General features: G+C 72.9%; 23 protein-coding genes. All 23 read left to right on the forward strand.

The window, feature by feature from the left end; translation table 11 throughout:
• Positions 1–5 precede the first annotated feature (5 nt).
• Positions 6–206 (forward strand): hypothetical protein, encoded by a 201-nt coding sequence (locus tag AB0G11_RS33445; protein WP_357590656.1) that lies wholly within the window; start codon positions 6–8, stop codon positions 204–206.
• A 74-nt stretch (positions 207–280) separates the two neighbouring features.
• Positions 281–841 (forward strand): hypothetical protein, encoded by a 561-nt coding sequence (locus AB0G11_RS33450; RefSeq protein ID WP_357590658.1) that lies wholly within the window; start codon positions 281–283, stop codon positions 839–841.
• A 115-nt stretch (positions 842–956) separates the two neighbouring features.
• On the forward strand, positions 957–1,142 hold the full coding sequence (locus AB0G11_RS33455) for a helix-turn-helix domain-containing protein (RefSeq protein ID WP_357590660.1): 186 nt from the start codon (positions 957–959) through the stop codon (positions 1,140–1,142).
• Positions 1,139–1,801, forward strand: a complete 663-nt coding sequence (locus AB0G11_RS33460; protein WP_357590661.1) for an SGNH/GDSL hydrolase family protein — start codon at positions 1,139–1,141, stop codon at positions 1,799–1,801. The genes AB0G11_RS33455 and AB0G11_RS33460 overlap by 4 nt, the downstream gene beginning before the upstream one ends.
• On the forward strand, positions 1,801–2,172 hold the full coding sequence (locus AB0G11_RS33465) for a hypothetical protein (RefSeq protein WP_357590663.1): 372 nt from the start codon (positions 1,801–1,803) through the stop codon (positions 2,170–2,172). Before AB0G11_RS33460 ends, AB0G11_RS33465 begins: the two co-directional genes overlap by 1 nt.
• Entirely contained in the window at positions 2,169–2,528 is a 360-nt protein-coding gene (locus AB0G11_RS33470; RefSeq protein WP_357590665.1) for a hypothetical protein, read from the forward strand. The genes AB0G11_RS33465 and AB0G11_RS33470 overlap by 4 nt, the downstream gene beginning before the upstream one ends.
• Entirely contained in the window at positions 2,525–2,974 is a 450-nt protein-coding gene (locus tag AB0G11_RS33475; protein ID WP_357590667.1) for a hypothetical protein, read from the forward strand. Before AB0G11_RS33470 ends, AB0G11_RS33475 begins: the two co-directional genes overlap by 4 nt.
• Positions 2,974–3,138, forward strand: a complete 165-nt coding sequence (locus AB0G11_RS33480; RefSeq protein WP_357590669.1) for a hypothetical protein — start codon at positions 2,974–2,976, stop codon at positions 3,136–3,138. Before AB0G11_RS33475 ends, AB0G11_RS33480 begins: the two co-directional genes overlap by 1 nt.
• On the forward strand, positions 3,135–3,542 hold the full coding sequence (locus AB0G11_RS33485) for a hypothetical protein (RefSeq protein WP_357590671.1): 408 nt from the start codon (positions 3,135–3,137) through the stop codon (positions 3,540–3,542). Before AB0G11_RS33480 ends, AB0G11_RS33485 begins: the two co-directional genes overlap by 4 nt.
• On the forward strand, positions 3,539–3,931 hold the full coding sequence (locus AB0G11_RS33490; RefSeq protein WP_357590673.1) for a hypothetical protein: 393 nt from the start codon (positions 3,539–3,541) through the stop codon (positions 3,929–3,931). The genes AB0G11_RS33485 and AB0G11_RS33490 overlap by 4 nt, the downstream gene beginning before the upstream one ends.
• On the forward strand, positions 3,931–4,251 hold the full coding sequence (locus AB0G11_RS33495) for a hypothetical protein (protein WP_357590675.1): 321 nt from the start codon (positions 3,931–3,933) through the stop codon (positions 4,249–4,251). Before AB0G11_RS33490 ends, AB0G11_RS33495 begins: the two co-directional genes overlap by 1 nt.
• Complete coding sequence (locus AB0G11_RS33500) at positions 4,248–4,646, forward strand: hypothetical protein (RefSeq protein WP_357590677.1); 399 nt, start codon at positions 4,248–4,250, stop codon at positions 4,644–4,646. Before AB0G11_RS33495 ends, AB0G11_RS33500 begins: the two co-directional genes overlap by 4 nt.
• Positions 4,643–5,524: a PD-(D/E)XK nuclease-like domain-containing protein gene (locus AB0G11_RS33505; RefSeq protein ID WP_357590679.1), complete on the forward strand. Its 882-nt coding sequence runs from the start codon at positions 4,643–4,645 to the stop codon at positions 5,522–5,524. The genes AB0G11_RS33500 and AB0G11_RS33505 overlap by 4 nt, the downstream gene beginning before the upstream one ends.
• Entirely contained in the window at positions 5,521–6,489 is a 969-nt protein-coding gene (locus tag AB0G11_RS33510; protein WP_357590681.1) for a hypothetical protein, read from the forward strand. Before AB0G11_RS33505 ends, AB0G11_RS33510 begins: the two co-directional genes overlap by 4 nt.
• 5 nt (positions 6,490–6,494) lie before the next feature.
• Positions 6,495–6,758 (forward strand): hypothetical protein, encoded by a 264-nt coding sequence (locus tag AB0G11_RS33515; RefSeq protein ID WP_357590683.1) that lies wholly within the window; start codon positions 6,495–6,497, stop codon positions 6,756–6,758.
• Positions 6,755–6,898, forward strand: coding sequence for a hypothetical protein (locus AB0G11_RS33520; RefSeq protein WP_357590685.1), 144 nt, complete (start codon positions 6,755–6,757; stop codon positions 6,896–6,898). The genes AB0G11_RS33515 and AB0G11_RS33520 overlap by 4 nt, the downstream gene beginning before the upstream one ends.
• Positions 6,895–7,158: a hypothetical protein gene (locus AB0G11_RS33525; protein ID WP_357590687.1), complete on the forward strand. Its 264-nt coding sequence runs from the start codon at positions 6,895–6,897 to the stop codon at positions 7,156–7,158. The genes AB0G11_RS33520 and AB0G11_RS33525 overlap by 4 nt, the downstream gene beginning before the upstream one ends.
• Positions 7,151–7,360, forward strand: coding sequence for a hypothetical protein (locus AB0G11_RS33530; RefSeq protein WP_357590689.1), 210 nt, complete (start codon positions 7,151–7,153; stop codon positions 7,358–7,360). The genes AB0G11_RS33525 and AB0G11_RS33530 overlap by 8 nt, the downstream gene beginning before the upstream one ends.
• Positions 7,357–7,896: a hypothetical protein gene (locus tag AB0G11_RS33535; RefSeq protein ID WP_357590691.1), complete on the forward strand. Its 540-nt coding sequence runs from the start codon at positions 7,357–7,359 to the stop codon at positions 7,894–7,896. Before AB0G11_RS33530 ends, AB0G11_RS33535 begins: the two co-directional genes overlap by 4 nt.
• Before the next feature lie 8 nt (positions 7,897–7,904).
• Positions 7,905–8,342, forward strand: coding sequence for a hypothetical protein (locus tag AB0G11_RS33540; RefSeq protein ID WP_357590693.1), 438 nt, complete (start codon positions 7,905–7,907; stop codon positions 8,340–8,342).
• Positions 8,339–8,530: a hypothetical protein gene (locus AB0G11_RS33545; protein WP_357590695.1), complete on the forward strand. Its 192-nt coding sequence runs from the start codon at positions 8,339–8,341 to the stop codon at positions 8,528–8,530. The genes AB0G11_RS33540 and AB0G11_RS33545 overlap by 4 nt, the downstream gene beginning before the upstream one ends.
• Entirely contained in the window at positions 8,527–8,757 is a 231-nt protein-coding gene (locus tag AB0G11_RS33550) for a hypothetical protein (protein ID WP_357590697.1), read from the forward strand. The genes AB0G11_RS33545 and AB0G11_RS33550 overlap by 4 nt, the downstream gene beginning before the upstream one ends.
• Complete coding sequence (locus AB0G11_RS33555) at positions 8,754–9,122, forward strand: helix-turn-helix transcriptional regulator (RefSeq protein WP_357590698.1); 369 nt, start codon at positions 8,754–8,756, stop codon at positions 9,120–9,122. Before AB0G11_RS33550 ends, AB0G11_RS33555 begins: the two co-directional genes overlap by 4 nt.
• The last annotated feature ends 390 nt before the right edge of the window (positions 9,123–9,512 follow it).

Raw genomic sequence — 9,512 nt, forward strand, 5'->3', positions numbered from 1 at the left:
CCCCGATGCTCGACTCCGACCAGCGTGCGTCCCGCTACCTGACCCAGACCGGCCGGGCCACGCTCACCCCCGCGCAGCGTCGGCGGGTGAACAGGAAGCTCCGCCACCGGTCGGTCGAGGCGCAGAACCGTCGCGACAGCGTCGCGCGGGACCGCCTCTTCGCCCTCGCGGCCCGCCGTCGACGCCACGACCCCCTGCCCGCTTAGGGCTCACCGCGTCCGCTCCGGACTGGGGCGGCACAAGGCCGGGTCACCGGCCCCAACCTCACAGAAAGATCACGATGAAGAAGATCCTCATCTCGCTCGCCGCGTTCGCGCTGGCGTTCAGCGGCCTGGCCGCCTCGCCGGCGTCCGCCGCCACGTCCGCCGCTGCGGTGGCTCCCGACAGCGACGACCTGCGGATCGTTCGCGTCGGCACCGACGCCATGGGCGCGGACTCCTACAGCAACAGGAACCGGGAGTACGTCACGTTCAAGAACGTCTCCGACCACGCCGTCGACATCGCGAACGTCCTGGTCGAGGACAACTGGGCGCACGGCCGCACGCTGGCCAACAGATCGCACTCCTGCAACACGTACAAGATCACCGACCTGCCGGACAACAGCACCACCGAGCTGGCGGCCGGCGAGTACGTGACCGTCTTCAACGGCGTCCGCGCGGGCGGCGACCACAAGGCCGGCAGCGAGTACCGGCTGTACGCCGACTCGGACGTCGACTGCGGCACCGCCGGCCAGTTCTACAACAACGACGCCGACACGGCCTGGGTGACCACGGCCGCTGGCGTCGAGCTCGCCAAGAAGAGCTGGGACTGGAACGGCGGCTACCACGTCTACGGCCACTGAGCCGTAGCACGCCGAGCAAGCAAAAGACCTGGCCAGGTGCAACTGGCCAGGCCGCGCCGGAAGGACACCGGCGATCCCAACCCTACCGCTCCACCTGCAACCGGAAGGACAACCGATGACTCAGAAGCAGCCGTTCACCACGGCGGAGGTCGCGGCGATGTTCCGCGTCAACCCCGGCACCGCGGCGTCCTGGGCCAAGGCGGGCAAGGTCCCCGCGATCCGCACGCCGGGCGGCCACTGGCGCTTCCCCGAGGACGGCATCCGCGCCCTCATCGACGGCGACCAGAAGGCGAGTGCGTGATGGGCCACCAGACGATCACCGCCGAGGCGGCCACGACGCACCCCACGACCAACGTGGTCTTGCTGCGCCAGGTCCTCGCGCACATCGAGCAGCACCCCAAGACGTGGGTGCAGAAGGAGTGGCGCTGCCGCACCGGCATGTGCTTCGCCGGCTGGGCCGCCGACCTGTCCGGCGGCCGGTGGGCGACCGACGCCGACCACTGGCTGTCCCGCTACCTGACCCCCGAGGCGGACGACCGCCCCGACGACGTCGTCGAGCGTGACGAGATCGGTTCCGTCGTCGACGTGGAGGACCGTGCCAAGCGGGTGCTGGGCCTGGACATGCGGCAGGCCGACAGCCTGTTCCACGGCGGCAACGACCTCTCCGACATCCGCGACGCCGTGACCGAGCTGGCCGCCGAGGTCCACCACGTGACGGTCCGGATCGTGCCGGACTCCGAGCTGGTCCTGGGCGAGCGGATGCCCGACGGCCGCTCCCCGCTGGAGATCGTCGAGCACCGGCCCGACGACCAGCCGATGTTCCACGGCGGCGAGCGCGGCATCCCCGCCCACCGCCTGCGCGACCACGCCCGCGACGTCGCCGACCGGCTCGGCGTCCCGTACATCGACCCGATCGACCCCGCCGCCATGGAGCGCCTGACCAGGGCGGAGGCCGCGTGATGCCGAACGTCCCCCTGCTCAAGTCCGCGTTCCACCACGTCGCCGCCCACCCCGAGCAGTGGGACCAGGGCGACTGGCGGCGCTGCCTCGCCGCCCACGTCGTCACCCAGGCCGGCGGCCGGTGGGTCACCGACGACGTCACCGAGGAGCCGTCGCTCGCCGTCGTCGCCACCGCCGACGAGCGCGAGGTGTGCCAGGCGCACTACCTGCGCCTGCCGTCCGGCCACGTCGTCGAGGGCGTGTGGGTGTGGGAGCGGGCGTGCCGTCTGCTGGGCATCACCGACCGCCAGGGGCGGCAGCTGTTCGCGCCCACGAACACGCTCGACGAGCTCCGCCAGACCATCCACGACCTGTGCGAGGTGGCGGCGTGAACACCGAGCTGCTGCGCGACACGCTCGCGCACATCGACGCCAACCGCGCCGAGTGGCGGCAGAGCAACTGGCGGATGTGCTTCGCCGCGCACGCCGCGCTCCTGGCGGGCGGCCGGTGGGCGACCGAGCCCGGCGGCCCGGTGGACTTCCTTCTCAAGCCGGACAGCGGCGACGCGGCGGCCAGCGTGGTCGTGGCCGACGTCGACGGGCGGCAGGTGCGCGGCGTGCCCGTCGCCGCCCGCGCGGCCCGCGTCCTGGGCCTGAGCGAGGCGCAGGCGGAGCGGCTGTTCCTGCCCGGCAACGACCTGCCCCTCATCCACCTCATCGTCAGCGAGCTGATCGAGGAGGCGGCGTGAGCGTCCTCAAAGAGGCGACGGCCGCGCTCCGGCGCGGCGAGGCGGTCGAGGTCATCCGCGACAAGCAGCGGCGGCTCCGGGTCTACAAGCCGCAGCCCGCCCACTTCTACGAGCTGCCGAAGGGCATCAGCTTCGACGAGCGCGTCGTGCCGCTGGCGCTGCCGCACTGGCGCATCGTCGCCGGCGAGCACGAGACGTACGCCGTCGAGCACGTCGGTCACAGGCCCGGCGGCGACCTCGACGTGGTCGTGTCGGCCACCCCGCACGACCACCGCGCGATGGCCTACATCGCGTTCCGGCGCGACCAGGGCGTGTGGCGGCCGCTGGCCGGGCGCGACCAGGACCTGGAGGCGGCGGTGTCCCGCGCGCAGCGCGAGCAGCGCTACGCGGGCTGGGACTCGCCGGAGCTGGCCACGCTCCTGGCCGCCGTGGACGGGGGTGCGTGATGCCCCTCCTCACGCGCAAGGAAGCGATGCGCGAGGCCGGGCTGTCGTGGCAGGGCTTCCGCCGCGCGGTGCGAGCCGGCCGCCTTCCGTACCTCGTGCGCGGCGGCCGCCGCCTGTACCGGCCGCAGGACCTGCCGGTGCCGGGCCGAAGGAGGCGCACATGATCACCGGCCGCAACTGGCTCGCGCTCGCCATCATGATCGTGCCAGCCTGCGTCACCATGGCTGGCGTCCTGCTCGCCGACGTCGATCGCGCACTCGGCGGCGTCATCATCGCCGCCGTCATCCTGGCCGGGGTGGTCACGGGCGTGCTCCTCCTGCCGGAGGACGAGCCCGCTCCTGACCCATGGGAGCCGACCCGCGCCGCGATCCGCACCCAGCAGACGCCCGAGCTGCTCGCCAGGTACCGCGAGATCCGCCGCTACGCCGCCCTCGGCAGCGCCGTGCAGCTGCACGAGGAGGTGTTCGAGCCCGCGATCCGCGCCGAGCTCGCCCGCCGCGGCGTCTCGCTCTGCTCGTGTCCCACCCCCGACGGCCCCCACTCGACCACATGCCAGGAGACCCGATGACCAGCGTGCCGTTCACCGACTGGGGCGAGATCCCGATCGACCAGATCCGCCACACCCTCGACGAAAACTGGTCCACCTTCCACATCGGCCTCCGGCAGTACGGCGTGCACCGCGGTGACCTGGACGGCATCCGCGCCCGCCGCCAGTTCGCCCAAACGCTGGCCGGCCAGGCCGCTATGTGGGACAAGGAGCTGGCCGCGCTCGAAGAGGTGCTGGCCCCCACGAGCGCTCCGGAGCCGGACCTCCCTGCGGCTCCGGAGCCCCCCGTCGCCGTCGACGAGCCGTACGGCGGCGACGACCCGGCGCTCGACAAGGCCGTGGAGAAGGTCGCCACCCTGCCGGAGACGCGCCGCGCTCCCGCCCGCCGGACACCCGGGAAGGGGAAGTGATGGCCGGCCGCCACCGCGCCGCTCCCGGCGCCGTCACCGAGCCCATCCAGATTGTGCGGCAGGAGCTGTCGCCGCCGATCGACCCGGCGCCGAAGACGGCCAGCATGCTGAAGATCACGGCGGCCGACGTGGCCGAGTGGGAGCAGCGCCGCAAGGCGATGAGCCCCGAGGAGTGGCTGGAGCCGCTCCGCCACGGCGGCACGCGCACCGAGCGGCGGATGCGCGCCACCATGCGCGAGCGCGGCCAGCTGCTCGCCAGGCGGGTCAGCGACCAGGCCAAGCGGCTGCGCGCCGCCCTCGCGAAGGGCGGCCGTCGATGAGCGAGAACGCTCCCCAGAAGAAGAACCCGTACAAGGCCCGCCGAGAGGCCATCGCCCGCGCCCTCAGGACCTGGCAGCAGGGCGACGGCAGCGACTCCGGCCACGAGCTGGGCGATGCCACGGCGCTGGAGGACTGCCTCCTGGACGAGGGCCTGGCCCTGATGCCCCGCTCGACCGGCCACGGCAAGTGGGTGGTCGAGGTGGACGGGCAGCGCGCCCCGTTCTTCGCCTCGAAGGTTCCGTCCGGCCTGCTGGACGCGGAGGAGGCGGCTGATCTGTTCCTGACGCTCAGCGCCGCCGACGAGTACGCGGAGCATCAGCCGACGATCCGCCCGGCCACCGAGATGGAGTTCAAGACGGCGCTGGCCAGTCACCTGTTCGGCGGTGCGGCATGAGCGAGATCGCCACCTGGCCCGAATGGGCGGAGAAGATCAGCGAGCCCGGCGTCTACGACATGCCCGACGAGCTCTACCACCTCGACCCCGTTGAAGGCGGCTCCCTGTCCTCCAGCGGCGCCCGCAAGCTCCTCCCACCGCACTGCCCCGCCATCTACAAGCACGAGCGCGACAACCCGCCCGCACCGAAGAAGCACTTCGACATCGGGCACGCCGCGCACAAGCTCGTGCTCGGCAGCGGCCCCGAGCTCGTGCGCATCGACGCCGAACGCTGGGACACCAACAAGGTCAAGGCCGAGGTGGCCGCCGTCCGCGCCGACGGCGCCATCCCGCTCAAGCCGGGCGAGTACCAGCAGGTGCACGACATGGCCGACGCGATCCGCAAGCACCGGATCGCCGGCGCCCTGTTCGACCCCGAGCACGGCCAGCCCGAGCAGAGCCTCATCTGGCAGGACGGGCCGACCAAGGTGTGGCGGCGCGCCCGCTTCGACTGGCTGCCCGACGTCACCGAGGGGCGGCTCATCATCCCCGACTACAAGACCAGCCACTCCGCCGACCCGGGCGCCATCGCCCGCACCGTCTACCAGTACGGCTACTACCAGCAGGCCGCCTGGTACCTCGACGGCGCCGAGGCGCTCGGGCTCGGCGAGGACCTCGCGTTCCTGTTCGTCGTCCAGTCCAAGGACGCCCCCTACCTGATCACCGTCGTCGAGCTGAGGCGCACCGCGCTGCGCGTCGGCCGGGAGCGCAACCGCCAGGCGCTGGAGGTCTACGCGGAGTGCGTGGCCACCTGCCACTGGCCCGCGCACAGCGACGAAATCGAGCTCATCTCCCTGCCCGCATGGGTGGAGAACGACTACCTCCAGGAGGCTTCGTGACCACGCGCCGCGACATCGAGCCCGCCATCACCCGCACGGCCGCGCCCGGCCGTGTCGGGCAGGGCACCGCGGTCGAGCAGTCCCGCGCCGTCGCCGAAGTCCAGGCGGCCGTGATCGTCGCCCAGCAGTGCCCGCGCGATATTCAGGCCGCGCAGTTCGAGATGCGGCAGTCCTGCAAGCAGAAGGGGCTGGCAGCCCGGGCGTTCTACAGCTACAAGCGGGGCGGCACCACCGTGAACGGCCCGAGCGTGCACATGGCGCGCGAGCTGGCCCGCTGCTGGGGCAACGTCCAGTACGGGATCGTCGAGCTGCGCCGCGACGACGACTACCACCAGTCCGAGATGCAGGCGTGGGCCTGGGACGTCCAGACCAACTCGCGGTCGTCGACGACGTTCATCGTGCCGCACAAGCGCGACGTGGCCGGCGGCCCGAAGGCGCTCACGGACATGCGCGACATCTACGAGAACAACGCCAACATGGGTGCCCGCCGCCTGCGCGAGGTCATCTTCTCCATCCTCCCGCCGTGGTTCGTCGAGGAAGCCAAGGAGATCGCGCACAAGACACTGGCGGACGGGGGCGGCAAGCCCCTCCCGCAGCGCATCGCCGACGCCGTCGCCATGTTCGAGAGCCTCGGCATCACCACCGACCAGCTCGCCGACAAGGTCGGCCGACCGGCGGCGAAGTGGACCGAGTACGACGTCGCCCAGCTCGGCATCACGTTCAACAGCCTGCGCCGGGGCGAGCTCTCCATCGAGGAGGAGTTCCCGCCGCCGCGGGTGAGCGTCGACGAAGTGGTCGGCAAGGCCGCGAAGTCGAAGGAGAAGGCCAAGGCGGGGAGCGGCCCGGCCCCCGCGACGGCTGAGGACCCGGCCGCGCCGGAGCGGCCGGCGGCGGACTACCTGTGCGAGACGTGCGGAGTCCGCGGCGACCACTTCGAGGACGAGTGCAAGGGCGGTGCGTCCTGATGGCGATGGACGTGCGTGCCCAGGCGTGCTCCTACCTCCGGGCTGGCAGGGTCACGGTCACTGCGGCGGCGGCCACCGAACACGACGGCCAGCGCCGCGCCGACGTCGTTCGAGCTCACGTCGACGGTCACTCCTCGACCTACCTCGTGCACCTGGTCGACAACACGTGGTCGTGTACCTGCCGTCGGCCTGCCGAGTGCGCCCACGTCGCGGCCGTGCAGCTCGTGACCGGCCATCCCTCGCTGGCCAGGAAGCCGGGGAAGCGATGAGCGACCGCAACGACCTGATCGAGGCGGCGGCCCGCCTGGCGGAGCAGCTCGCGGCCGACGTGCGGCGCGAGGCCATCCGGACCGGCCGCACCGTCCGCACCACCCCCATGCCGAAGGATCCGAAGGGAGGCAAGAAGTGAACGGCCCGGCTCACTACCGCGTGGGCGAGCGCCTGCTCGCCTCGCTGGACATCCCGTGGGAAGCGGCGCTGGACACGAACCTGTCACTGGAGGAGCGGCGTGAGGCATGCGCCGTCTACCAGGCACAGGCGACGCACGCCCTGGCGCACTTCACCGCCGCCCAGGCCGCCGCCACGGCGCTGACCGGGCACGGGGCCGGCTACCTCGACGACCCGGAGATCCGCGCGTGGCGTGAGGCTGCGGGGGTGGCCGATGCGTGAGGAACTGCCCCGCATGATCGCCTTCCTGTTCGTGTCGAGCGCGATCGGCCTGCTGGAGATCGCCATGGCGAAGGCGTTCGCCCGCGCCGTGCGCGAGGCCCGCGAGGACTTCACGGTGTGGCGCTTCCGTCGGAAGGTCCGCGCCCACGAGGCGAAGAGCGCGGCCGACCTCGACGAGCAGTCCCGGCGAGGTGAGCGATGAGCGTCCACGGCCAGGCCGAAGGTATCGAGCACGGCACCATCCGCGGCTACCGGCAGCACAAGTACCGGCAGGTCGAGGCGTGCGAGCCGTGCAAGGGGGCGAAGCGGGAAGACCAGGCCCGCCGCCGTGGCAAGCCTCCAGTGATCCCGGGCGCCCGCTTCCGGTCCGACGCTCAGGCGGCCTGGTACGGCGGCACGATGAGCCCTGACGAGATGGCGGACGCCCACCAGAGGCAGCGCGCCCGCAGGCAGGCTCCGGGTGAGCCGATGCCGCGCATGTACACGCGGCCGTACAGCCCGCACCCGATCGGCTGGGAGGACCCGGCCTGGGGCGTGCGCGTCACCGGCCCCGAGCTCACCGTGGGCGACGTCATCGTCCACCTCGGCAGGCACTACCCGATCGACCGGTTCGAGCCCTACGAGGGGTCGCTGGACGCCGTTCTCGGCGAGCACGCCCGCGTCGCCTGCTCGGGCGACTGGGGCCTCCCGGTCAGCGCCACCCACACCGCCCGCATCCTGCCTCGGGAGGCAGCGTGAGCCACACCATGACCAGTCTCAATGACCGGAAGCTGATGATCGCCGCCTCCGGCAAACACTTCACGGGCGTGTGGCTCGGCGAGCCGGACTTCTCCGGCTGGCACTTCGCCCCCGAGGACCTGCCAGAGCTGGTCGCCGCGCTGTATCAGGCGGCCGGGCAGGAAGCGCCCATCATCCTGCCGCGCCCGAGCACGGAGGACCTCCGCGCTCACGGCTGGATCGACGGCAACCGCGTCAACGCTGACGCGGGCCGCGTCGCCGGAACGACCACGCCTGGCGTGGCGCGTGAGCTCGCCGCCTGCCTTGCCGCCGCTGCCGACGTGGCCCAGGTTGAGCCCGATCCTGAGCAGCTCAAGCAGCTCGTCGCGCTGCTCGACCCATGGGCGACCGTCGAGGCCAACGCCCGCGCCGTTCTGGCCGCCGGATACACCCGGAGCGAGTCGTGAGCCCCGAGCAGGAGATCGCCCAGGCCGCCGCCAAGCTCCGCGAACAGCCCAACCGGCCCATGGACCGGCCGCTCGCCGACTGGCTGGAGTCCTGGAGCGGCGTGCCCTTCACCGAGAGCGGCCCGCTGCCCGACGACCTCCAGCACGCCCTCGCCATCGCCCGCGCCGTCAACGGAGACCGGCCATGACCCACACGGAGATCGTCCGCCGCATCCGCGACATCGCCGACCGCGAGCCCACCTACATCACGCACGAGCTGCTCCGTCTCGCCCGAGAAATCGAGGAGAGCGCCACCGCGGGCGTGCCCGCGCCCGAGCGCAAGATCCCCGCCGACGAGATGGAGGCGCTCGTGCGCGCCACCCAGCCCGCACGCCGGCCCAGCCTGCTCGGCGCACTCCTGAGGGGGCGGCGATGATCCTCACCATCACCTGGGAGATCCCGCCCGGCCTCACCGCCGAGCGGGCCGCCGCCCTGGCCGAACGATGGGCCGCCGGCGAACTCAACAGCGAGGACGAGCGGCTGCCCCGGCCCAAGCGGATCCGGGCCACCGCCACCGACGAGCCCGAGATCGTGTCCGCCGCCCGCGCCCAAGCCATCGCCGAAGGACGCATGCTCAACCAGCGGCGCAACCAGCTCGGACTCAGCCAGCGCAGCCTCGCGCGGCTCGCCCGCGTCCCCAGGGCCGCCATCACCGACGTCGAGAACGGACGGCGCGGGCCCGGGAGCGCGACGGCCATCGCCATGCGGCGCGCCCTCGACGCCGTGAAGGCCGCGCGATGACCACCACTACCACCAGACTCGCCGCGGTCGAGCACCGCTCCTGCGGCGACGCCCACCGGCCGGCCGGGGATCCGGCTGCGTGGGCCAGGCCGGACGGCCCTGACCAGCCGTCCGGCGGCCTGCCTCGCTCTCTCCGGGGGGTCAGGGCGGGGCAGGCCCTTCACGTCCAGGCCCGGCACGAGCTGGGGGGTTCCAGCCGGGCCTGGATGCACACGTCCGTGGCCGCTCGGGGGCGGACACGGGCACCGGGCCCGGCGCGCTGGACCGCCGGGCCCGGCCAGGCGGTCCCGGCCCGCGCGCCCGCGGGGCGGGGCCCCCCCCCGGGGGGGGCCGGCCGCGGGGCCCCCCCGACCCCCGCCCCCAAACCCCCCCAACCCCCCCCCCCCCCCC

Origin of the sequence: Nonomuraea sp. NPDC023979 (assembly GCF_040639085.1) — a bacterium.
GTDB lineage: Bacteria > Actinomycetota > Actinomycetes > Streptosporangiales > Streptosporangiaceae > Nonomuraea > Nonomuraea ceibae.